Source organism: Pseudomonas sp. BS-2016 (genome assembly GCF_001806145.1).
In the GTDB taxonomy this organism is placed as follows: domain Bacteria; phylum Pseudomonadota; class Gammaproteobacteria; order Pseudomonadales; family Pseudomonadaceae; genus Aquipseudomonas; species Aquipseudomonas lundensis.
This window is the reverse complement of the sequence record NZ_MLCT01000015.1, coordinates 323,883-346,596: the sequence shown is the minus strand read 5'-3', so window position 1 is coordinate 346,596 and position 22,714 is coordinate 323,883. Positions and strand designations below refer to the sequence as shown.

Annotated in this window: 19 protein-coding genes and 1 pseudogene; 16 read left to right on the top strand and 4 right to left on the bottom strand. The window is 58.4% G+C overall.

Features of this window, described 5'->3' with window-relative positions:
* The first annotated feature begins 265 nt into the window (after nt 1-265).
* The 16 genes from mraZ to lpxC all read left to right on the top strand — a co-directional run bounded on the left by mraZ (nt 266) and on the right by lpxC (nt 18,081).
* Complete coding sequence (mraZ, locus tag BKD70_RS06985) at nt 266-721, top strand: division/cell wall cluster transcriptional repressor MraZ (RefSeq protein ID WP_047273774.1); 456 nt, start codon at nt 266-268, stop codon at nt 719-721.
* Nucleotides 718-1,665, top strand: coding sequence for a 16S rRNA (cytosine(1402)-N(4))-methyltransferase RsmH (rsmH, locus tag BKD70_RS06980; RefSeq protein WP_047273775.1), 948 nt, complete (start codon nt 718-720; stop codon nt 1,663-1,665). The genes mraZ and rsmH overlap by 4 nt, the downstream gene beginning before the upstream one ends.
* The gene (gene ftsL / locus BKD70_RS06975; RefSeq protein WP_019823808.1) at nt 1,662-1,955 is read left to right on the top strand and encodes a cell division protein FtsL; all 294 of its coding nucleotides are present in this window, start codon (nt 1,662-1,664) and stop codon (nt 1,953-1,955) included. Before rsmH ends, ftsL begins: the two co-directional genes overlap by 4 nt.
* Nucleotides 1,952-3,694, top strand: coding sequence for a penicillin-binding protein 2 (locus BKD70_RS06970; RefSeq protein ID WP_047273778.1), 1,743 nt, complete (start codon nt 1,952-1,954; stop codon nt 3,692-3,694). Before ftsL ends, BKD70_RS06970 begins: the two co-directional genes overlap by 4 nt.
* On the top strand, nt 3,694-5,157 hold the full coding sequence (locus BKD70_RS06965) for a UDP-N-acetylmuramoyl-L-alanyl-D-glutamate--2,6-diaminopimelate ligase (RefSeq protein ID WP_047273779.1): 1,464 nt from the start codon (nt 3,694-3,696) through the stop codon (nt 5,155-5,157). Before BKD70_RS06970 ends, BKD70_RS06965 begins: the two co-directional genes overlap by 1 nt.
* Entirely contained in the window at nt 5,150-6,517 is a 1,368-nt protein-coding gene (gene murF / locus BKD70_RS06960; protein WP_047273780.1) for a UDP-N-acetylmuramoyl-tripeptide--D-alanyl-D-alanine ligase, read from the top strand. The genes BKD70_RS06965 and murF overlap by 8 nt, the downstream gene beginning before the upstream one ends.
* On the top strand, nt 6,517-7,599 hold the full coding sequence (gene mraY, locus BKD70_RS06955) for a phospho-N-acetylmuramoyl-pentapeptide-transferase (RefSeq protein ID WP_047273782.1): 1,083 nt from the start codon (nt 6,517-6,519) through the stop codon (nt 7,597-7,599). The genes murF and mraY overlap by 1 nt, the downstream gene beginning before the upstream one ends.
* A gap of 5 nt (nt 7,600-7,604) precedes the next feature.
* Complete coding sequence (gene murD, locus BKD70_RS06950; RefSeq protein WP_047273784.1) at nt 7,605-8,951, top strand: UDP-N-acetylmuramoyl-L-alanine--D-glutamate ligase; 1,347 nt, start codon at nt 7,605-7,607, stop codon at nt 8,949-8,951.
* Nucleotides 8,951-10,162 carry a putative lipid II flippase FtsW gene (ftsW, locus tag BKD70_RS06945; protein WP_169835820.1) on the top strand — a complete coding sequence of 404 codons (1,212 nt, stop codon included), beginning with the start codon at nt 8,951-8,953 and terminating at the stop codon, nt 10,160-10,162. The genes murD and ftsW overlap by 1 nt, the downstream gene beginning before the upstream one ends.
* Nucleotides 10,152-11,222 (top strand): undecaprenyldiphospho-muramoylpentapeptide beta-N-acetylglucosaminyltransferase, encoded by a 1,071-nt coding sequence (gene murG / locus BKD70_RS06940; protein WP_047273786.1) that lies wholly within the window; start codon nt 10,152-10,154, stop codon nt 11,220-11,222. Before ftsW ends, murG begins: the two co-directional genes overlap by 11 nt.
* Nucleotides 11,215-12,675: a UDP-N-acetylmuramate--L-alanine ligase gene (gene murC, locus BKD70_RS06935; protein WP_047273787.1), complete on the top strand. Its 1,461-nt coding sequence runs from the start codon at nt 11,215-11,217 to the stop codon at nt 12,673-12,675. The genes murG and murC overlap by 8 nt, the downstream gene beginning before the upstream one ends.
* Entirely contained in the window at nt 12,672-13,628 is a 957-nt protein-coding gene (locus BKD70_RS06930; RefSeq protein ID WP_047273788.1) for a D-alanine--D-alanine ligase, read from the top strand. The genes murC and BKD70_RS06930 overlap by 4 nt, the downstream gene beginning before the upstream one ends.
* Before the next feature lie 4 nt (nt 13,629-13,632).
* Complete coding sequence (locus tag BKD70_RS06925; protein WP_047273789.1) at nt 13,633-14,499, top strand: cell division protein FtsQ/DivIB; 867 nt, start codon at nt 13,633-13,635, stop codon at nt 14,497-14,499.
* A gap of 15 nt (nt 14,500-14,514) precedes the next feature.
* Nucleotides 14,515-15,774: a cell division protein FtsA gene (ftsA, locus tag BKD70_RS06920; protein WP_047273790.1), complete on the top strand. Its 1,260-nt coding sequence runs from the start codon at nt 14,515-14,517 to the stop codon at nt 15,772-15,774.
* 65 nt (nt 15,775-15,839) lie between these two features.
* On the top strand, nt 15,840-17,057 hold the full coding sequence (gene ftsZ, locus BKD70_RS06915) for a cell division protein FtsZ (RefSeq protein ID WP_047273791.1): 1,218 nt from the start codon (nt 15,840-15,842) through the stop codon (nt 17,055-17,057).
* 112 nt (nt 17,058-17,169) lie between these two features.
* Complete coding sequence (lpxC, locus tag BKD70_RS06910) at nt 17,170-18,081, top strand: UDP-3-O-acyl-N-acetylglucosamine deacetylase (RefSeq protein ID WP_047273792.1); 912 nt, start codon at nt 17,170-17,172, stop codon at nt 18,079-18,081.
* A gap of 75 nt (nt 18,082-18,156) precedes the next feature.
* On the opposite strand, the pseudogene BKD70_RS24140 reads toward lpxC, so the two are convergent.
* The 4 genes and pseudogenes from BKD70_RS24140 to BKD70_RS06895 form a co-directional block, all read right to left on the bottom strand.
* A pseudogene (locus tag BKD70_RS24140) lies at nt 18,157-18,603 on the bottom strand (GGDEF domain-containing protein); the annotation flags it as partial.
* Nucleotides 18,604-18,615: 12 nt separating this feature from the next.
* Entirely contained in the window at nt 18,616-19,635 is a 1,020-nt protein-coding gene (locus tag BKD70_RS06905; protein WP_169859493.1) for a cache domain-containing protein, read from the bottom strand.
* A gap of 119 nt (nt 19,636-19,754) precedes the next feature.
* Nucleotides 19,755-21,248, bottom strand: a complete 1,494-nt coding sequence (locus BKD70_RS06900; protein WP_047273793.1) for a sensor domain-containing diguanylate cyclase — start codon at nt 21,246-21,248, stop codon at nt 19,755-19,757.
* A gap of 82 nt (nt 21,249-21,330) precedes the next feature.
* The gene (locus BKD70_RS06895) at nt 21,331-22,650 is read right to left on the bottom strand and encodes an OprD family porin (protein ID WP_047273794.1); all 1,320 of its coding nucleotides are present in this window, start codon (nt 22,648-22,650) and stop codon (nt 21,331-21,333) included.
* Between the last annotated feature and the right edge of the window lie 64 nt (nt 22,651-22,714).

Below are 22,714 nucleotides of genomic sequence, written 5' to 3'. Positions count from 1 at the left end.
ATGACAAAAAGTTCTTAGTCTTAACAAACTACTTTAAGTTTGAAGTCCAGAGCTTTGAGTTCATTGGCTATCACTCGTCAAATATTCCTTCGCCTTGCTGCTGTACGTCTATTTACCCACCTAAATCTCAGTTCTGTAAGGGTTTTCCTTCGGGTCGCGCCTTGACGGTGTGGTGGGCGCATTCCTATAGTGTGCGCAAGTGGCGAAAAGTGGCATAAAGTGGGTTTTCTAGACGTAAAACGCTAATATTTGGAGAAACGCAGCCGTGTTTCGTGGAGCCAATGCAATCAGTCTCGATGCAAAGGGCCGTCTCGCAATGCCGAGCCGGTACCGTGACGAGTTGATTTCGCGTAGCTCCGGGCAACTGATTGTGACCATTGATGCGGTAGATCCCTGCTTATGTGTGTACCCGCTCGATGAGTGGGAATTGATTGAAACCAAGCTGCGGGCATTGCCTTCGTTGCGTGAAGAGAACCGCCGGCTGCAACGCTTGCTGATTGGTAATGCCGTCGACCTTGAGCTCGATGGCAGTGGTCGTTTTCTGGTGCCGCCGCGCTTGCGTGAATATGCCAAGTTGGAAAAGCGCGCGATGTTGGTGGGCCAGCTGAACAAGTTTCAACTGTGGGACGAGGATGCCTGGGAAGCTGTTTCTGCCGCTGACCTTGCAGCTATTCAACAACCGGGCGCGATGCCTGACGAACTGCGTGATTTAATTCTGTGACTATAGATAGCGGCTTCAACCACATCACCGTACTGCTCGACGAAGCCGTAGAGGCTCTCGCCGTACGTCCTGATGGATGCTATCTGGATGGCACCTTCGGTCGCGGCGGACATAGCCGTTTGATACTCCAGAAGCTCGGTCCGCAGGGGCGCCTGCTCGGGTTTGATAAAGATCCACAAGCGATTGCCACGGGGCAAGCGCTGGCGGCCGAAGACGGCCGCTTTGTCATTGTGCAGCGCAGCTTTGCCGAGATGGGCGCTGAGGTGGCTGAGCGTGGACTGGCTGGCAAAGTCAGCGGCGTTTTGCTGGATTTGGGTGTGTCCTCGCCTCAACTCGATGACCCGCAGCGCGGTTTCAGCTTCATGAACGACGGTCCGCTGGATATGCGTATGGACCCTTCGCAAGGTGTAAGCGCTGCCGAATTCGTGAACACGGCGACCCGTGAAGAAATAGCCCGCGTTTTCAAAGAATATGGCGAAGAGCGTCACGCCTGGCGTATGGCGGGTGCAGTGGTCGATCGGCGTGAAAGCAAGCCGTTCGAGCGCACGGCTGATCTTGCTGAAGTCCTGAAAGTGGCTAACCCCGCGTGGGAAAAGGGCAAGAACCCGGCAACCCGCACGTTCCAGGGCTTGCGCATTCACGTCAATAACGAACTGGGTGATCTGGAAGCGGGCCTTGAGGCCGCTCTGGAATCACTGGAAATCGGCGGCCGTCTGGTCGTCATCAGTTTCCACTCCCTGGAAGACCGCATCGTCAAGCAGTTCATGCGCAAGCTGGTCAAGGGCGAGTCAGACAACCTGCCTCGCGACCTGCCCATTCAGCACGTTGCTTTTATTCCTAAAATCAAAATTCATGGCAAGGCCCTGACGGCCTCCGATGCAGAGCTAAAAGCCAACCCGCGCTCACGCAGTGCTGTCATGCGCGTTGCGGAGAAGCTTCGTTGAACAAGCTCTTTGCCAAGCCACTTCCCGGCGGAAGCTTCTTCATGCTGCTGTTGTTTATTGGCGTGCTGGTTTCGGCGGTCGGCGTTTCATACAGTGCGCACTGGAACCGTCAACTGCTCAACACCCTGTACGGCGAATTGAGTGTGCGTGATAAAGCGCAGGCCGAATGGGGTCGTCTGATCCTTGAGCAAAGCACGTGGACGGCCCACAGCCGTATTGAAACCCTGGCCAGCGAACAGCTGAAGATGCGCATTCCTGGCGCAGCAGAAGTTCGGATGGTGGCGCCATGATCAAACTCGAAGGCGCACTCTTCCCGTGGCGTTTTCGCTTGGTGCTGGCTTTGCTGGCGCTACTGGTAGGCGCGATCGCTTGCCAGATCGTCTATCTGCAAGTGATCGACCATGACTTCCTTAAAGGTCAGGGCGATGCGCGCAGCGTTCGCCATATTCCGATTCCTGCTCACCGTGGCCTGATTACCGACCGCAATGGCGAGCCGTTGGCGGTCAGTACACCTGTAACCACCTTGTGGGCCAACGCCAAGGAAATGCAGGTTGCCAAAGATCGCTGGCCGGCTCTGGCCCATGCGCTGGGCCAGGATCCAAAAGTCCTGACGGCGCGTCTTGAGCAGCAAGCCAACAAAGAATTTATCTACCTGGTGCGCGGCTTGACCCCGGAGCAGGGCCAGGCCGTTCTCGATCTGAAGGTGCCAGGTGTTTATGGCATTGAAGAGTTCCGTCGCTTCTACCCGGCGGGTGAAGTGACAGCCCACATGGTCGGCTTTACAGATATCGACGATAAAGGCCGGGAAGGCGTTGAACTGGCTTACGACGAGTGGCTGGCGGGCGTGGCGGGCAAGCGTCAGGTCATCAAGGACCGACGCGGGCGACTGATCAAAGACGTGCAAGTGACCAAAAACGCCAAGGCAGGGAAGACCTTGGCGTTGTCGATTGACCTGCGCCTTCAATACCTGGCTAACCGGGAGCTGCGCAACGCGCTGGTCGAAAACGGTGCCAAGGCAGGCAGCCTTGTGATCATGGACGTAAAAACCGGCGAGATTCTGGCCATGGTCAATCAGCCTACGTACAACCCGAACAATCGCCGCAACCTGCAACCGGCAATGATGCGTAACCGCGCCATGATCGACGTGTTCGAGCCGGGTTCGACGGTGAAGCCGATTTCCATGAGTGCTGCGCTGGAAACCGGTCGCTGGAAGCCGACCGACAAGGTTGAGGTTTATCCCGGTACGTTGCAGCTCGGCAAATACACCATTCGTGACGTATCGCGTACCGAAGGGCCAATCCTCGACCTGACGGGCATCCTGATCAACTCCAGTAACGTGGGCATGAGTAAAGTCGCGTTCGATATTGGCGGTGAGGCGATTTTCCGTCAGATGGCGAAAATGGGCCTGGGGCAAGACACCGGGCTCGGCTTTCCCGGCGAGCGTGTAGGCAACCTGCCGAACTACCGCGAATGGCGCAAAGCCGAAACCGCCACGCTGTCTTATGGCTACGGTGTATCGGTGACAGCGATTCAGCTGGTGCATGCGTTCTCGGCACTGGCCAACAACGGCAAACTGGCGCCCCTGACACTGCTTAAAACCGACAAACCGGTTCAGTCCACCCAAGTGATGCCCGAACAAGTTGCAAAAACAGTGCAGGGCATGCTGCAGGAAGTGATCGAAAACCCCCGTGGTGTGTGGCGTGCCAAAGTGCCGGCTTACCATGTGGGCGGCAAATCAGGGACGGCGCGCAAGACTTCTTCTGGCGGCGTCAAAGGCTACGCCGTGAACTCCTATCGCTCGTTGTTTGCAGGCTTCGGCCCAATGAACGACCCGCGTTACGCCATCGTGGTGGTGATCGACGAGCCGAGCAAAGCCGGTTACTTCGGTGGTCTGGTATCGGCGCCGGTATTCAGCAAGGTTATGTCCGGCACCCTGCGCCTGATGAACGTCACGCCCGATAACCTGCCGACTGCGGCAGAGCAACAAGCAGCGGCGGCCGCTGCGGCAGCCAAAGGAGGGCGCGGCTAATGTCCTTGAGCCTGAACAAAATTTTTCCTCACGCCGGTCACGATTTGTTGATCCGCGAGTTGACCCTTGATAGCCGTAACGTGCGTGCGGGCGACCTGTTCCTTGCCGTGCCGGGCGGCAAGCTCGATGGTCGCGAACACATCGCCGATGCCTTGACCCGAGGCGCGGCCGCTGTTGCTTATGAAGTGGATGGCGCTTCCGTACTGCCCATCACCTCCGTGCCTTTAATTCCGGTCAAAGGCCTTGCTGCGCAGTTGTCGGACATCGCCGGGCGCTTTTATGGCGAGCCGAGCCATCACCTCAATCTGGTGGGTGTCACTGGCACCAATGGTAAAACCAGCGTTACACAACTGGTGGCGCAAGCGCTTGATTTGTTAGGCCAGCACTGCGGCATCGTCGGCACGTTAGGCACCGGCTTTTATGGCGCGCTGCAGAGCGGACGCCACACCACGCCCGATCCGATTGCCGTGCAGGCCATGCTGGCGGACCTGAAAAAAGCCGGTGCGAAAGCGGTGGCAATGGAAGTCTCCTCCCATGGTCTGGATCAGGGGCGGGTCAGTGCATTGGCATTTGATGTGGCTGTACTGACTAACCTGTCGCGCGATCATCTGGACTACCACGGCACGATGCAGGCGTATGCGCAGGCCAAGGCCCGGCTGTTTGCATGGTCCACCCTGCGCTGCCGGGTACTGAATCTGGATGATGCGTTTGGTCGCGAACTCGCCGCTGAACAGCACGACTCCCGCCTGATCAGCTATAGCCTCGAAGACAGCAGTGCCTCTTTGTATTGTTACGACGCCACGTTTGACGATGACGGTGTGCGTGCCACCGTGAGAACGGCTCAAGGTGAGCACCTGCTGCGCAGTGCCTTGCTCGGTCGTTTTAACTTGAGCAACGTATTGGCCGCCATTGGTGCCTTGATGGGGCTGGATTACCCGCTGGATGAAATTTTAAACGTGCTGCCAAAGCTGGAAGGTCCGGTCGGTCGCATGCAGCGTTTGGGCGGCGGTTCAAAGCCGTTGGTCGTGGTTGATTACGCGCATACCCCTGACGCGCTGGAAAAAGTTCTGCTGGCCCTGCGTCCTCATGCCAAAGGCCAATTGCAGTGCCTGTTTGGCTGCGGCGGTGATCGCGATCGCGGTAAGCGCCCGCTGATGGCTGAGGTGGTAGAGCGTTTGGCTGACACCGTTCTGGTCACCGACGACAACCCGCGCACTGAAGACCCTGCGCAGATTTTCGCTGATATCCGCACCGGTTTTGCCGACGACTCCAACGTCACCTTCGTTGCCGGGCGTGGCAAAGCCATTGCGCAGATCATTGCCCGCGCCAATGCAGATGACGTAATCGTGCTGGCGGGTAAAGGGCACGAGGACTATCAGGAAATCAACGGCGAACGCCATGCTTTCTCCGATCTGGTCGAAGCCGAAAATGCCTTGCTCGCCTGGGAGGCCGACCATGCTTAAGCCTTTGTTGTTGAGCGAAGTCAGCACAGCCCTCGCGGGGCGTCTGCTTAACGCGGATGCAACCTTTAAGGGTGTGAGCATCGACAGCCGTGCGATTACCAAGGGGCAATTGTTCATTGCCCTGACAGGCCCGCGTTTTGACGGGCATGACTACTTGAACGAAGTGGCGGCCAAGGGCGCTGTTGCCGCGCTGGTCGAGCGGGAAGTGCCTGAGTCGGCCTTGCCCCAATTGATCGTCAAAGACACCCGCGTTGCGTTGGGCCAACTGGGGGCGCTGAATCGTGCTAGCTATGACAAGCCGGTGGCTGCGATTACAGGTTCCAGTGGCAAAACCACGGTCAAGGAAATGCTGGCATGCATCCTGCGCACGCGCGGTCCCGTGTTGGCAACCAAGGGTAATTTGAATAACGACCTCGGCGTGCCATTGACCCTCATGGAGCTGGCGCCCGAGCATACAGCCGCCGTTATTGAGCTGGGCGCGTCGCGTCTGGGTGAAATCGCGTACACCGTCGGTCTCACGCGCCCGCACGTGGCGGTGCTGAACAACGCAGGCACTGCGCATGTCGGTGAATTTGGCGGCCCGGAAAAAATCGTCGAAGCCAAAGGGGAAATCATCGAAGGGCTGGCGGCTGACGGCGTTGCTGTGCTCAATCTGGATGACAAGGCATTTGGTATCTGGAAGGCCCGTGCCGGTGAGCGCAAGGTCCTGACATTCGCCCTGAGCAATGTTCAAGCGGATTTTCATGCCAGCCAATTGACCCGTGATGCACGGGGTTGCCCGGCGTTTATGTTGCACAGCCCGGCGGGCGTGGAACACGTTCAGCTCAACCTGTTGGGCAGTCATAACGTGGCCAATGCCCTGGCCGCAGCGGCGGCAGCTCATGCGCTGGGCGTCTCGCTGTTTGGCATCGTTTCTGGCTTGAACGCGGTGCAACCGGTCAAGGGGCGGGCTGTGGCTCAACTGACCCCGTCCGGACTACGAATTATTGATGACACTTACAACGCAAACCCCACCTCAATGTGCGCTGCCGTTGATATACTCGCCGCCTTTTCCGGCCGCACCGTCCTGGTGCTCGGAGATATTGGCGAGCTGGGTGAGTGGGCGGAGCAAGGACATCGTGAAGTAGGCGCTTATGCCGCCGACAAGGTTTCAGCGCTCTATGCGGTGGGGCCGATGATGGCTCATGCCGTCGCTGCATTTGGACACCAGGCTCGTCACTTCGCCAATCAGGCTGACCTGATCAAGGCGCTTCGCGCTGAGCACGAAACAAACACCACTATTTTGATCAAGGGCTCGCGTAGCGCTGCGATGGAAAACGTCGTTGCGGCGCTGTGCGGTTCCAGCGGGGAGAAACATTAATGCTGCTGCTGCTAGCGGAGTATCTGCAACAGTTCTACAAAGGCTTCGCGGTCTTCCAGTACTTGTCCCTGCGGGGAATTCTCGGGGTACTGACCGCGCTGTCTTTGTCACTGTGCCTCGGGCCGTGGATGATCCGCACCCTGCAAAACCGTCAAATCGGCCAATCTGTGCGTAACGACGGTCCGCAATCGCACTTGTCAAAATCCGGCACCCCCACCATGGGCGGCGCGTTGATTCTGTCCGCCATTACCATCAGCACCCTACTGTGGGCAGACCTGAGCAACCGTTATGTGTGGGTGGTGATGCTGGTCACCCTGCTGTTCGGTGCCATCGGCTGGGTCGATGACTACCGCAAAGTGATCGAGAAAAACTCCCGCGGCCTTCCGAGCCGCTGGAAGTATTTCTGGCAATCGGTGTTCGGCCTGGGCGCCGCGATCTTCCTGTACATGACAGCACCGAGCGCGGTCGAAACCACCCTGATCCTGCCGATCCTCAAAGATGCCAGCATTCCGTTGGGCATTGGCTTCGTGGTGCTGACCTACTTCGTGATTGTGGGCTCAAGCAACGCAGTCAACCTGACTGACGGCCTCGATGGCCTGGCAATCATGCCGACCGTGATGGTGGGTGGGGCGCTGGGCATCTTCTGCTACCTGTCGGGCAACGTGAAGTTTGCCGACTACCTGCTGATCCCTTACGTGCCGGGTGCCGGCGAATTGATCGTCTTCTGCGGCGCGTTGATCGGCGCCGGTCTTGGGTTTCTGTGGTTCAACACATACCCGGCCCAAGTCTTCATGGGCGACGTCGGCGCGCTGGCGCTGGGCGCCGCGTTGGGCACCATCGCGGTCATCGTGCGTCAGGAAATCGTGTTGTTCATCATGGGGGGCGTGTTCGTGATGGAGACCCTTTCCGTGGTGATCCAGGTCGCGTCTTTCAAGCTGACCGGCAAGCGTGTGTTCCGTATGGCGCCCATTCACCACCACTTTGAACTCAAGGGCTGGCCCGAGCCGCGTGTGATCGTCCGTTTCTGGATCATCACCGTGATTCTTGTGTTGATCGGCCTTGCCACATTGAAGCTGAGGTAGAACCTGTGTCTCTGATCGCTTCTGACCACTTCCGCATCGTTGTCGGCCTCGGCAAGAGCGGCATGTCCCTGGTGCGCTTCCTGGCGCGTCAGGGCGTGTCGTTTGCCGTCGCCGACACGCGGGAAAACCCACCGGAGCTGGCCACGCTGCGCCGTGACTACCCGCAAGTGGAAGTGCGTTGTGGCGAGCTGGATGTCGAGTTTCTGTGCCGTGCCGACGAGCTGTATGTGAGCCCGGGCCTGGCGCTGGCTACCCCGGCTTTGCAAGCAGCGGCTGCCCGCGGCGTGAAGCTGTCGGGTGACATTGACCTGTTCGCGCGTAACGCGAAAGCGCCCATCGTTGCAATCAGCGGTTCCAACGCCAAGAGCACCGTAACGACACTGGTTGGCGAGATGGCAGTGGCGGCAGGCAAGCGTGTGGCGGTCGGGGGCAACCTCGGCATGCCCGCACTCGACCTGCTCAGCGACGACGTTGAGTTGTACGTGATGGAACTGTCGAGCTTCCAGCTTGAAACCACCCATCAGTTGGGCGCTGAAGTGGCCACCGTGCTCAACGTCAGCGAAGACCACATGGACCGTTACAGTGGCTTGCCCGCGTATCACTTGGCCAAGCACCGGATCTTCCGGGGGGCTCGCCAAGTGGTGGTCAACCGTCAGGACGCGCTGACCCGCCCGCTGATGAGTGACGGCCTGCCGTGCTGGACATTTGGTCTTGGCGCACCGGATTTCAAAGCGTTCGGCTTGCGTGAAGAAAACGGCGAAAAATACCTCGCCTTTGAATTTCAAAACCTCATGCCCGTGCGTGAGCTGAAAGTGCGCGGTGCCCACAATCAAGCCAACGCCCTGGCTGCTCTGGCGCTGGGCCATGCGGTGGGGTTGCCGTTCGACGCGATGCTGTCGAGCTTGCGCACTTTTACTGGCCTTGAGCATCGCTGCCAGTGGGTTCGCGAGCTGGACGGCGTGAGTTACTACAACGATTCCAAAGCGACCAACGTAGGCGCGGCATTGGCCGCCATCGACGGTCTGGGCATGGACATGGACGGCAAGCTCGTCCTGATCGCCGGGGGTGACGGCAAAGGTGCCGACTTTAGCGGTCTGCGTGATTCCGTGACCCGTTACTGCCGTGCCGTGGTACTGATCGGCCGGGATGCCGACCTGATCGCCGACGCACTGGGCGATGCTGTGCCTCAAGTACGCGCTGCTTCGCTGGATGAGGCCATTGCCCAATGCCGCGCGCTGGCCCAGCCCGGTGATGCTGTCTTGCTATCGCCCGCCTGCGCCAGTTTCGACATGTTCAAAAACTACGAAGAGCGCGGCCAGTTGTTCGCCCGTGCAGTGGGGGCCCTGGCATGATCTTCGGTGTCCTCAAACCCTATCCTTCACCACTGATCACGGGCCGTGGCATTGACCTCGACTTCCCGCTGCTCGCCGGTTGCCTGGCCCTGCTGGGCCTGGGTCTGGTGATGATCACCTCGGCATCGTCCGAAGTGGCGGCGTTGCAATCGGGCAACACGCTGTACCACATGATTCGCCACCTGTTTTACATCGTGCTCGGTCTCGGTGCCTGCATCCTGACGATGATGGTCCCGATTGCGACTTGGCAGCGTTGGGGCTGGATGTTGTTGGTCGGAGCATTTGGCCTGTTGGTCATGGTGCTGTTGCCCGGCATTGGGCGTGAGGTCAACGGCTCGATGCGCTGGATCGGGTTCAGTTTTTTCAACGTTCAGCCGTCTGAAATTGCCAAGGTCTTCGTGGTGATTTACCTGGCCGGTTACCTGGTGCGCCGCCAGAAAGAAGTCCGCGAAAGCTGGATGGGCTTTTTCAAACCGTTCATCGTGTTGCTGCCCATGGCGGGCCTGTTGCTGATGGAGCCCGACTTCGGCGCCACTGTGGTGATGATGGGGGCGGCGGCTGCCATGCTGTTTCTGGGCGGGGTTGGGCTTTTCCGCTTTGCCCTGATGGTGGCACTCGCGGTAGGTGCGGTGTTCGTGCTGGTTCAGGCGCAACCCTACCGGATGGCACGTTTGATCACCTTTACCGACCCATGGTCTGACCAGTTTGGTTCGGGCTATCAGTTGACTCAGGCGCTGATCGCGTTTGGTCGTGGCGAGTGGTTCGGCGTCGGTCTGGGCAACAGCGTACAGAAGCAGTTCTACCTGCCCGAAGCCCATACCGACTTCGTGTTCTCCGTGCTGGCCGAAGAGCTGGGCGTGGTGGGTTCGCTCCTCACCGTGGCCCTGTTCGTGTTTGTCTGTGTGCGCGGGATGTACATCGGAATGTGGGCCGAGCGCGCCAAGCAATATTTCGCGGCCTACATGGCGTACGGCTTGTCCTTCCTGTGGATCGGCCAATTCCTGATCAACATCGGGGTGAACGTGGGCTTGCTGCCTACCAAAGGGCTGACTCTACCGTTCCTCAGTTATGGCGGCAGTTCGTTGGTGATTTGCTGTGTGTGCATGGGGTTGTTGCTGCGCATTGAGTGGGAGAGTCGTACCCACTTGGGCAGTGAAGACACCGAGTTTAAAGAAAGCGACTTCGCAGAGGAGCCGAACCATGGGCGCTAATGTGCTGATCATGGCAGGCGGCACCGGCGGACACGTGTTCCCGGCTTTGGCCTGTGCGCGCGAATTTGAAGCCCGTGGTTACACCGTGCACTGGCTCGGTACACCGCGCGGTATCGAAAACGAACTGGTTGAACCCGCCGGTTTCACCTTGCACCGGATCAACGTCACCGGCCTGCGGGGCAAGAGCAAACTGTCGTTGCTCAAGGCGCCCTTCGTATTGCTCAAGGCGTTGATGCAGGCGCGTGCAATCATTCGTCAGCTCAAGCCCGTGTGCGTGCTGGGTTTTGGCGGGTACGTGACTGGCCCCGGCGGTTTAGCCGCCAAAACCTGTGGCGTTCCGGTGATCATCCATGAGCAAAACGCCGTGGCCGGCACCGCTAACCGCCTGCTATTGCCGATGACGCAGCGCGTGCTCGAAGCTTTCCCGGAGACCTTTGAGCCCTCAGACAAACGCCGCACCACCGGCAACCCGGTGCGCGCCGAACTGTTTTCCCTGGCGCCACGCACGCCTTTGCACGGTCGCAAGGCACGTTTGCTGGTGTTGGGCGGCAGCCTTGGGGCCGAGCCGCTGAACAAGTTGCTGCCTGAAGCGCTGGCCCACGTGCCGGCCGAGGTGCGTCCTGAAGTGTTTCATCAGGCCGGCAAGCAACACGACCAGATTACCGCCGAGCGCTACACAGCGGTTGGTGTGGAGGCTCAAGTACAGCCTTTCATTAAAGACATGGCCCACGCTTATGGCTGGGCCGACCTGGTGGTTTGTCGCGCAGGCGCGCTGACCGTCAGTGAACTGGCTGCGGCCGGTCTGCCTTCGCTGTTGGTGCCGTTGCCCCACGCGATTGACGACCATCAGAGCCGTAATGCCGACTTTTTGGCCCGGGAAGGCGCGGCTTTCCTGATGCCACAAGCGACGACTGGCGCAGCCGATCTGGCTGCACGCCTGACAGAGGTTTTGATGCAACCGGAACGACTGAACAGCATGGCGACCAATGCTCGCCGCCTGGCAAAACCTGATGCGACCCGCAACGTTGTCGATATCTGCCTGGAGGTGGCCAATGGTTGAGAATCAAAAAGCCATGCCACAACCGGAAATGCGCCGTATCCGTCGCATCCACTTTGTCGGTATCGGCGGCGTGGGCATGTGCGGTATCGCTGAAGTGTTGCTGAACCTGGGTTATCAGGTGTCGGGCTCTGACCTGAATGCATCGCCTGTGACCGAACGCCTTGAGTCGTTCGGTGCGCACATTTATATCGGCCACCGCGCCGAAAACGCCGCCAACGCCGATGTGTTGGTGGTGTCGAGTGCCGTCAATACCTCGAACCCGGAAGTGGCCAGCGCGCTTGAGCGCCGCATTCCGGTCGTGCCGCGTGCCGAGATGCTGGCTGAACTGATGCGCTATCGTCACGGGATTGCCGTGGCCGGTACGCACGGCAAAACCACCACCACCAGCCTGTTGGCCTCCGTGTTTGCCGCCGGTGGATTGGACCCGACATTTGTGATTGGTGGTCGGCTGAATGCAGCAGGCACCAATGCACAGCTGGGCACCAGCCGTTACCTGATTGCCGAAGCCGACGAGAGCGATGCCAGTTTCCTGCATCTGCAACCGCTGGTAGCTGTGGTCACCAACATCGACGCTGACCATATGGCGACCTATGAAGGCGACTTCAACAAACTGAAGAAAACCTTCGTCGAATTCCTGCACAACTTGCCGTTCTATGGCCTGGCCGTGCTATGCCTGGACGATCCGGTGGTGCGTGAAATCCTGCCGCTGGTCAAGCGCCCGACCGTGACCTATGGCTTCAGCGAAAACGCTGACGTGCGTGCAATTAATGTACGCCAGCAAGGCATGCAAACATTCTTTACCGTGCTGCGCCCTGACCGTGAGCCGCTGGATGTGTCGGTCAACATGCCGGGCAACCACAACGTGCTCAATGCGTTGGCGACCATCTGCATTGCCAGCGATGAAGGCATCAGCGATGACGCCATCGTTCAGGGTCTGTCGGGCTTCCAGGGTGTGGGCCGTCGCTTTCAAGTGTATGGCGAACTGCCAGTCGACGGCGGCAGCGTGATGCTGGTCGACGACTATGGCCACCACCCGACTGAAGTCGCCGCCGTGATCAAAGCCGTACGGGGTGGCTGGCCTGAGCGTCGTCTGGTGATGGTCTACCAGCCGCACCGTTTCAGTCGCACCCGCGATCTGTATGACGACTTTGTGCAGGTGCTGGCCGATGCCAACGTGCTGTTGCTGATGGAAGTCTACCCGGCGGGCGAAGAACCGATCCCGGGTGCTGACAGCCGCCAGTTGTGCCACAGCATCCGCCAACGCGGCCAGTTGGACCCGATCTACATTGAGCGCGGCGTTGAGCTGGCGCCGATCGTCAAGCCGCTGTTGCGCGCGGGCGACATCCTGCTGTGTCAGGGGGCTGGTGATATCGGTCGTCTGGCGCCGCAACTCATTAAAAGTCCGTTGTTTGCCGGTGCTACCGTGGCAGCCAGCGAAGGGAAGTTGAAATGACTGCAGCCTACGCCAACCTGTTTTCGACCATTGCCCCCGCAGACTTCGGCCGCGTAGCGGTGCTGTTCGGCGGTAAAAGCGCTGAGCGTGAAGTGTCGCTCAAGTCTGGCAATGCCGTCTTGAATGCGCTGCAAAGCGCCGGCGTGGATGCGTTCGGCATTGACGTGGGCGATGACTTCATCACCCGTATCACCCACGAAAAAATTGACCGTGCGTTCATCATTCTGCACGGCCGTGGCGGTGAAGACGGCAGCATGCAGGGCCTGCTGGAATGCCTTGGCATTCCTTACACCGGCAGCGGCATCCTGGCGTCAGCCTTGGCAATGGACAAGTTGCGCACCAAACAGGTGTGGCACAGCCTGGGTATTCCGACCCCGCGCCATGCCGTATTGAGCACTGAAGCCGATTGTATTTCTGCGGCGAAGGAACTGTGCTTCCCTTTGATCGTCAAACCGGCCCATGAAGGTTCAAGTATCGGTATGGCCAAAGTGAACAGCGTTGACGAGTTGATCAGCGCATGGGCCGACGCCAGCAAGTACGATTCGCAAGTGTTGGTCGAACAATGGATCTCGGGTCCTGAGTTCACCATCGCCACCCTGCGTGACCAGGTGTTGCCTCCGATTGCCCTGGGCACCCCGCATACGTTCTACGACTACGACGCCAAATACGTGGCCAACGATACCCAGTATCGCGTGCCATGCGGTCTCGATAGCGCCAAGGAGCAAGAGCTCATGGACCTCACGGCAAAAGCCTGTGAGGCGATCGGTATCGCCGGTTGGGGCCGTCTGGATGTCATGCAGGACGCCGATGGCCAGTTCTGGCTGCTGGAAGTCAACACCGCGCCGGGCATGACCGATCACAGCCTGGTGCCGATGGCGGCCAAGGCTGCCGGTCTCGATTTTCAACAGTTGGTGCTGTCGATTCTGGCAGCCAGTGTAGAGCGGCGAGGTTAAGTCCATGCAAGGCGCCCAGCATCGCCAGCCACCCCTCGCTCCCGGCCGCAAGCCGGTGCCGCGTGGCGCGAGCCGAATGGTGGCGAAAGAGCCGATGTCGGCGCGCCTGCCAAAAGCCAATTTCGGCTTTTTGAAAGCGCTGTTCTGGCCGGTGTTGCTGGTGGCGTTGGGTTTCGGCACTTATGAAGGCGCGCAACGGCTCATGCCTTACGCAGACCGGCCGATTACTAACGTCAACGTGCAGGGCGACCTGACCTACATCAGCCAGCAGGCCGTGCAACAGCGCATCGCACCTTACATTGCCGCGAGCTTTTTCACGGTCGACCTGGAAGCCATGCGCACCGAGCTGGAACAGATGCCGTGGATTGCCCACGCCGAAGTGCGGCGGGTCTGGCCGGATCAAGTGGTGATCCGTCTTGAAGAACAATTGCCGGTTGCACGGTGGGGCGATGAAGCACTGCTGAACAACCAGGGGCAGGCCTTCACCCCGCGTGAACTGGCCAATTACGAACATTTGCCGCAGCTGTTCGGCCCTCAACGGGCTCAGCAGCAAGTGATGCAGCAGTATCAGGTTTTGAGCCAGATGCTGCGTCCGATGGGCTTCTCCATAGCCCGGCTGGAACTGCGTGAGCGCGGTAGCTGGTTCCTGACCACCGGGGCGGGCAGTGCAGGGCCGGGCATCGAGCTGCTGTTGGGGCGCGATCACCTGGTAGAGAAAATGCGTCGCTTCATAGCCATCTATGAAAAAACGCTGAAAGAACAGATTACGAACATAGCGCGCATTGATTTGCGTTATGCCAACGGATTGGCCGTCGGCTGGCGGGAACCTGTGGCACCCACGATAGCCCAACCCGCTATCGCGAAGAATTAAGAAGAGGCAGGACCCATGGCAAATGTGCAAAGCGGCAAAATGATCGTCGGCCTGGATATCGGCACCTCCAAGGTGGTTGCGCTGGTAGGCGAAGTCGCGGCCGACGGCCAACTCGAAATCGTTGGTATCGGCACCCATCCATCCCGTGGCCTGAAGAAGGGCGTGGTGGTGAACATCGAATCCACTGTGCAGTCGATCCAGCGCGCAGTGGAAGAAGCGCAGTTGATGGCCGGTTGCCGTATTCACTCGGCGTTTGTCGGCGTGGCAGGCAATCACATTCGCAGCCTGAACTCTCACGGCATCGTGGCGATCCGCGACCGTGAAGTCAGTTCGGCCGACCTTGAGCGCGTGCTCGATGCTGCCCAGGCAGTGGCCATTCCGGCAGACCAGCGCGTGCTGCACACCTTGCCGCAGGACTACGTGATCGATAACCAGGAAGGCGTGCGTGAGCCACTGGGCATGTCGGGCGTACGTCTGGAAGCCAAGGTGCACGTGGTGACATGCGCCGTGAATGCTGCGCAAAACATTGAGAAGTGCGTGCGCCGCTGTGGCCTTGAGGTGGATGACATCATCCTTGAGCAACTGGCGTCGGCCTACTCGGTACTCACCGATGATGAAAAAGAGCTGGGCGTTTGCCTGGTCGACATCGGCGGCGGCACCACTGACATCGCGATTTTCACCGAAGGTGCGATCCGTCATACCGCGGTGATCCCGATTGCCGGCGATCAAGTGACCAACGACATCGCAATGGCGTTGCGCACCCCGACCCAGTACGCCGAAGAAATCAAGATTCGCTACGCCTGCGCGCTGGCCAAGCTGGCAGGCGCCGGTGAAACCATCAAAGTGCCAAGCGTGGGTGATCGTCCACCGCGCGAGCTGTCGCGCCAGGCCCTGGCCGAAGTGGTCGAGCCTCGTTACGAAGAGCTGTTCAGCCTGATCCAGGCTGAGCTGCGCCGCAGCGGTTACGAAGATTTGATCCCTGCGGGCATCGTCCTGACAGGAGGCACCTCGAAGATGGAAGGCGCGGTCGAACTGGCCGAAGAAATCTTCCACATGCCTGTGCGTCTTGGCGTGCCACACAGTTTCAAAGGGTTGGCCGATGTTGTGCGTAACCCGATTTACTCCACGGCTGTGGGCTTGCTGCAATACGGGCTGCAAAAACAGTCCGATGGCATTTCTCTGTCGGGATTAGGCAACCGCGACAGTTACAGCAGTGAAGAACAGAAAGCCCCTGTCCTTGAGCGCCTTAAGCGCTGGGTACAGGGCAATTTCTAAGCAACAAACGATTTACCAGCAGTAGAAGTAGGCGAAAAAAACTAGAGAAGGTAAGGAGAGGGAAAATGTTCGAACTCGTAGACAACATCCCGCAAAGCCCGGTAATCAAGGTTATCGGTGTTGGTGGTGGCGGTGGCAATGCTGTTAACCACATGGTTAAGAGCAACATCGAAGGCGTGGAATTCATCTGCGCCAACACGGACGCCCAAGCGCTGAAAAGCATTGGTGCCCGTACCATCCTGCAATTGGGCACTGGCGTGACCAAGGGCCTGGGTGCCGGCGCGAACCCCGAGGTTGGCCGTCAGGCTGCTCTTGAGGACCGCGAGCGCATCGCTGAAGTGCTGCAGGGCACCAACATGGTGTTCATCACCACGGGCATGGGCGGCGGTACCGGTACCGGTGCTGCACCGATCATTGCCGAAGTGGCCAAGGAAATGGGGATCCTCACCGTTGCGGTAGTGACCCGTCCGTTCCCGTTCGAAGGTCGCAAGCGCATGCAGATCGCTGACGAAGGTATTCGTCTGCTGTCTGAAAGCGTCGACTCGTTGATCACGATTCCGAACGAAAAACTGCTCACCATTCTCGGTAAAGACGCCAGCCTGCTGTCGGCTTTCGCCAAGGCCGATGACGTACTGGCCGGTGCCGTTCGCGGTATCTCCGACATCATCAAGCGTCCGGGCATGATCAACGTCGACTTTGCCGACGTGCGCACCGTGATGAGCGAAATGGGCATGGCGATGATGGGCACTGGCTGCGCCAGCGGTCCTAACCGTGCACGTGAAGCCACTGAAGCGGCGATCCGCAACCCGTTGCTCGAAGACGTGAACCTGGAAGGCGCGCGCGGCATCCTGGTGAACATCACTGCCGGTCCTGACCTGTCGTTGGGTGAATACTCCGACGTGGGCAGCATCATCGAAGCTTTCGCTTCCGAGCACGCGATGGTCAAGGTCGGTACCGTAATCGATCCGGACATGCGCGACGAACTGCACGTGACCGTGGTTGCAACCGGTCTGGGCGCGAAAATCGAGAAGCCGGTCAAGGTGATCGACAACACGGTACAGGCGTCGTACGCCGCTTCTTCGGCTCAGGCCGCAGCCGCGCGTCAGGACGTTCGTCAGGAAACCCGTCAGGAGCTGCCATCGGTTAACTACCGTGACCTCGACCGTCCGACCGTGATGCGTAATCAGGCCCAGCAAGGCGCGACAACCGCTGCCAAGCTCAATCCTCAAGACGATCTGGATTACCTGGACATCCCGGCTTTCCTGCGTCGACAGGCTGATTAATGAAATCAATCAGGGGGATTAAGGTGATTGGTGTTCAGCAAAGGCTCGGTCTGCTATTATCGCCAGCCTTTGTTGATACCAGTTCGCAATTTGCGCTGAAGCGGCCAATGCCATGATTAAACAACGCACCCTGAAAAATATTATCCGTGCCACAGGTGTCGGCCTGCACTCCGGTGAGAAGGTCTACCTGACCCTCAAGCCTGCGCCTGTGGACACCGGCATCGTGTTTTGTCGTGCAGACCTTGACCCTGTGGTGCAGATTCCTGCTCGCGCGGAAAACGTCGGCGAGACAACCATGTCGACCACATTGGTCAACGGCGATACCAAAGTAGACACGGTAGAGCACTTGCTCTCGGCCATGGCTGGCCTGGGGATCGATAACGCCTACGTCGAACTCTCCGCGTCTGAAGTCCCTATCATGGACGGTAGCGCTGGACCTTTCGTATTTTTGATTCAATCTGCCGGCCTGGAAGAACAGGACGCGCCGAAGAAATTCATCCGTATCCTGCGTGAAGTGACCGTTGAAGATGGCGACAAACGCGCCACTTTTGTCCCTTTCGAAGGCTTCAAGGTGACTTTCGAGATCGATTTCGATCACCCGGTTTTCCGTAATCGCACACAAAGTGCAAGCGTGGATTTCTCAAGCACTTCGTTTGTAAAAGAAGTCAGCCGCGCCCGTACCTTTGGCTTCATGAGTGACATCGAGTACCTGCGCAAGCACAACCTCGCACTCGGTGGCAGTGTGGAAAACGCGATCGTTGTCGACGCGGACGGTGTACTGAACGAAGACGGTCTTCGCTATGAGGACGAATTCGTGAAGCACAAGATCCTCGACGCCATTGGCGACCTCTACCTGTTGGGCAATAGCCTGATCGGCGAGTTCAAGGGCTTCAAGTCTGGCCATGCATTGAACAACCAGCTGCTTCGCAAGCTGATTGAGCAGAAAGATGCGTGGGAAGTCGTGACCTTTGAAGATGCCAGCACTGCACCGATTTCGTACATGCGTCCGGTTGCGGCGGTTTAAGTAAAACTTCTTTCTCTAGTTTTTGAAGGCTGCCCTCGGGTGGCCTTTTTTTATGCCCCCAAAGGGTGCGAGGGGCTAAGCGACGTTTTGCTCGCGTTGCTGCTCACTGACGCTGACAACCCTGTTTCTACCGCTGTGCTTGGCTTCATACAGCGCTGCATCCGCTTTGCGCACCAGCTCTTGCAGCGTGTCACCGGCTCTCACCTGACGGGTATAAGTGCCCAAACTGATGGTCACTGAGGCGCCTCCATCAGTAATCGGCGCCATCCGTTCCACCGCTTTGCGTATCCCTTCGGCAATTTGCCGGGCGCCGCGCGTGTCCGTGTCCACCAGCAACACCGCAAACTCCTCTCCGCCATACCGCGCTGCCAGATCGGAGGGGCGCCGTACCTGTGATTTGATCTGCTGGGCGACTTTGCGGATGACGTCGTCACCGGCCTGATGCCCGTAGGTGTCGTTGAAGGCCTTGAAGTGATCAATGTCCATCATGATTAGTGAAATACAGCAACCTGCGCGTTGCGCTCGCCGCCATTCCTAGGCCAGCCGCGCATCCAGCGTCCGACGATTGGCCAATGTGGTGAGAGGGTCAGTAGTGGCCAGCCCTTCGAGTTCGGTTTCAACATGCTGACGCAAGCGCATTTCGCGGTTCAGCATCCAGGTCATCCAGATCAGAGACAGGCATAGCAGTGCAGCAAAGCTACCCACCACCCAAGTGGTCATGCGCCAGCCTTCAAAAATGCTGTTTGTAGACAAAGCTACGACGACAACCAGGGGTAAATTGCGAACCCGTGAAAAACTGTACAAGCGCTCTACGCCATAGATGTGCGAGGTTGCGATGAAACTGCCCTCGGTCTCGTCGAGAAGTCGCTGGATGCCGGGCAGGCAACCGACGTAGGTGCCAAAAAGGGGGCGGATAGTCACGGGATACTGGGTTATCAGCGTCCCGTCACTGCTCATCAGATTGATAGTGTCATCCGGGCTCAGCTCAAGGCTCTGAAATAACTCATAGAAGTATTCCAGCCTCATTTGTGCAACCCCGACCCCCAGAAAGGTGCCATCAGGCGCACTGATACGGCGACTGAACGCGATGTTCCAGTCATCCACATCGGGGCCGGTCTTGAAGGGGGGGCTGATGAAGAGCGCATCGCGTGAGCCATGACGGTGAGCGGTAAAGTACGCTTGATCGCTAAGGTCAGCCGGTGACGCAATAGCGGTTCGCGAGTCCGCGACCACCACGCCGTGGGCATTGAGGATAAAAAAACCATCGTCCGAGGGAGCGTCCTGCGCTCTGCTAAACAGAAGCTGATGCTGAATATCCTCAGGCAGTGAGTTTAACGGGGCGCTTTGCCAGGTTTTAATCATCCCGTTCAGCACGTCGTCATAAAGGCGCATGACTTCGCTGATGTTGCGATCAACCAGTTGCACGATGTTGGAGGCTGAGCGCGTCGCCTGTTTTTTGTCGTCGATGTAATCATGGTGAATAAAAAAACCGACAATGCTCAAAATCGCCATGATCGACAGGCTGGCGAAGGTCATGAGCAGGCGTTGGCTCACGATATGTTGCTCAGAGGCGGGCCGGGTGTTCATGAGCGCACAATAAGTACGGCTCGCCAAATTTCAAGGTCTTTGAGTTGAAAAAAATGACCCCATAACCAGCGTGCGGGCTGATTGGCTCAAGCGTCGCCTGCGGCGTTGCGACTGACCACGCAATTACGTCCATTTTTCTTGGCCTGATAGAGCGCCTGATCGGCACAATGCAAAAAACGGGTTTGCGAGTCGTCCGCTGTTACCAGTTGGGTGCAGGTGCCAAGGCTCACGGTGATCGGGATACCGCCCGGTTTAATGGGGGGCAGTTGCTCAATGGTGTGACGAATACGCTCTGCGAGCTGCGCTGCACCCTCGGCGTGGGTGTCGGGCAGGACCATGGCGAACTCTTCGCCGCCATAACGGGCAACCAGATCAGTTGAGCGTCGTACGAAAGTCTTCAGGGTTTTGCCAACCAGGCGCAAGGCTTCGTCACCGTACGGGTGACCGTAAGTGTCATTGAACGACTTGAAATGATCGACGTCGATCATGATCAGCGACAGCGGTTTGCGAGTGCGTTGAGCGCGAAGCCACTCAGTCGTGAGGGTTTCATCCAGTTTTCGGCGGTTGGCCAGTTCGGTAAGCGGGTCGGTGCGTATCATCGCTTCCAGCGTCTGCTCTGCCTTGCGTCGTAATTGCAGTTCGCACCCCAGCAGCCATGTCAGGCCGAGCAAGGTGATGCACAGCATCAGCGTCACACAACCGACCAACAACGCATTGCGCCGCCAACTGGCGAACACGTCTTCAGTGGCCAGTGAAACCACCACCACCAACGGCAGCTTGCCGACCTCAGAAAAACTGTACAGCTCCTCTTGGCCGTGTTTGCTGGAGACCGCAATAAAACTGCCTTTGTGCTCCTTCAACAGGCGATTGAAGATCGGGTCGTGGCTCAGATCGTCCCGGGCATTGTCACGGCCGGGTTGCTGGATGAGCAGGGTGCCGTCGGTATTGATCAGGCTGATGGTGCTGTTGGCCCCGAGATCCAGCTTTTGAAACAACGAGCGAAAGTACTCGACCTTCATTTGGGCGATCGCCACACCCTGGAACGAACCGTCGGCACCGGAAATTCGACGGCTGAAGCTGATGCAGCACGCTCCCTGAGTGGCCTCGGTCGGGAAGGGGTGGGAGATAAACAGGTCATTGCCGGATGAGTCACGCTGCTCGATAAAGCTTTGCCAATGACTGTAGTTTTTACCGGGCGTGTAATCGGCAAGGGAGCTGACCACCAGATCGCCTTGGGCGTTGAGCATGAAAAAGCCACCGTTGTCGGGTGTTTCTTCAGCTTTATCGAACATCAACATTTGCTTCAGCGGCTGGGAAAGGTTGCCAAGGTCGCCACGCTTCGACACACGGATCAGCGCGCTGAGTGCGGAGTCGTATTGCTCAACGGTGTTTTGGACGTCGCGGTCGATCAGGCGAACAATGTTGAGCGAGGTACGGATGGCCGCCAGTTCAACGCTGCGATGCTCGCGCATCAGCAAAAACGCATTGATGCTGAGAATGGCTATGACGCACGCCGTCATGGCGATCAACAACCAGCCCTGCGTGATCGGTGGTTTAGATGAGTGGTGGGTTATTGCCATGCTGCGGTCGGCCTCTAGACAGCCCCTAAATGAGCACCCCCCCACAAAAAAGCCAGCGTAAACGCTGGCTTTGTATCAGGGTTTAAAACACATCAAGAGGATAGTCGATGATGACGCGGTATTCATCGACATTGCTGTCGACCGCCTGATACGCCTCATTGCCCCGGTTGGCCGACCAGCGCAACGCGACGCCCAGGTCTTTCGCCGGGCCTTCCTGCAGCACATATTTGACGGTTAGGTCGCGTTCCCAGTGTTTGGCGTGCTTGCCGTCAGCGTTGTACCAATTGCCGTAACCCACGCTGTTGGGGTCAACCTTGGTCAGGTCAAGTTCGCCGCGCGAGTACGAAATCATGGACGTCAGCCCGGCCAGGCCCACGCCGGCAAAGTCATATTCGTATTGAAGCTTCCACGAGCGTTCGTTCGGCCCGTTGAAGTCCGAATACTGCTGCGAGTTATCCAGATAAACGCTGTCGCCCTGATAGATGTAGTCAAACGGCGTGTTGCCATTGACCCGCTGGTACACCGCGGTCACCGTATGCCCCGCGACAGCCACGGCAAAATGCAGGCTGAAGGTGTTGTTGTCGATGTCACCCAGCAGGGCCTTGCCTGTGTCCTGAGTGTGATAGAAGTGCAGCCCCGGGTTCAGGCTGACGCTATCGGTCAGGGCGTAGGTGTAATCCAGATCGTAGTAGTACTGGTTCCAGATGTCCTGCAACTCGGCCGCATACAGGTTGCTGGTGAGCTCAGGCACGCCGCTCCACGAGGCGCCAGCCCAGTTCATGTGCTTGCTGTTCTGGCCATCGAGGTTGCCATACATGGTCGTCAGGCGGCGCATGCCGCTCTGGTTGTAAGGTTTTTCGAAGCTGACCTGGCCGCCTTCGAACATCCAGCCATCCAGGCTGTGATTAGTAAGTGTCACACCGCGGAAGGTCTGCGGCAGCATGCGCGTCTCGCCACCGGCGATCACCGGGTTGGTGAGGAACATGTCGCCCGCTTTCAACTCAGTGTCAAAGGCGCGCATTTTTAGCGCTGCGCCAGCGGACGAAAACGCGGTAGGCGCTTTGCCACTACCGTCGCTGACCGGCAGGATGCTGCTGCCGTCCGTACCGCCACCGCCGTCGAGTTTCAGGCCGAGCATGCCGTAAGCGTCTAGCCCGAAGCCCACCACACCTTGGGTAAAGCCCGACTCGAACCGCCCAATGACCCCTTGGCCCCACTCTTTACTGTCATCCGCTTTGGGGCTGCGAATATCGTGGTTCATGTAGTAATTGCGAAAATGCAGCTTGAGGCTCGAACCTTCAAAAAAGCCGTCTTTTGCCGTTTCATCATCGGCGTAAGCAAGGGTCGGGATCGTTGCAGCCAGCGCTAGGAATAGCGGGCTGAATTTGAGTGCGTTCTTCACCGGTCAGTAGCTCCTTTTGGGTGATGGCAGTTTTTATTTTCGTTAGAAATTCGGGCTCTTTTTG